This is a genomic window from Leifsonia sp. SIMBA_070, from assembly GCF_046534635.1.
GTDB lineage: Bacteria > Actinomycetota > Actinomycetes > Actinomycetales > Microbacteriaceae > Leifsonia.
Map to the genome: position 1 here is coordinate 1 of NZ_JAWRYK010000021.1, position 546 is coordinate 546.

1 protein-coding gene is annotated in these 546 nt (G+C 48.0%); it reads right to left on the minus strand.

Translation table 11 applies throughout. The features are described from left to right. The coding region (locus SB754_RS19200) for a DNA polymerase domain-containing protein (protein ID WP_410784011.1) at positions 1 to 546 on the minus strand (546 nt) is incomplete at both ends.

The window sequence follows — 546 nt, forward strand, 5'->3', positions numbered from 1 at the left end:
ATACCCGGTTTGATTTTAACACCTTTCGCCGCCAGACGTTTCGCAACCGCAACGTGCGGGCCGATCGCTTTGTATTCGTGCAGCGGACGGGTGATCTGTTCGTAGATCGCCAGTTTTTCCGGCGGGATTTCGTATTTAGACAGTGTCTGGGTAACTTCTTTAACGATACGAACCGCTTCTTCAACGTTACCGTGTTTCAGGATCGCTTCCAGAACACGCGCCTGGGTTTCTTTCGCGATTTCAGACCAGTCACGACGAACGATTTCCAGACCACGGGTGATGATTTTACCTTCTTCGTCGATCAGCGCGTATTTTTTTTTGGTAACGAAGAAACCACGTTTGTAGAAACCTTCGTATTCCAGTTCCAGCAGACCCGGCAGTTTCGCGTTGATGTAGTCAACGAATTCCAGCGCTTTTTTTTTGATTTCTTCAGATTTACCACCCGGGATGGTCGCGTACAGACCGTCGGTGTCGATGTACAGAACTTTGAAACCGAATTTTTCTTCCAGTTCTTTCCAAACGAATTCGATGTATTCACGACCCCAC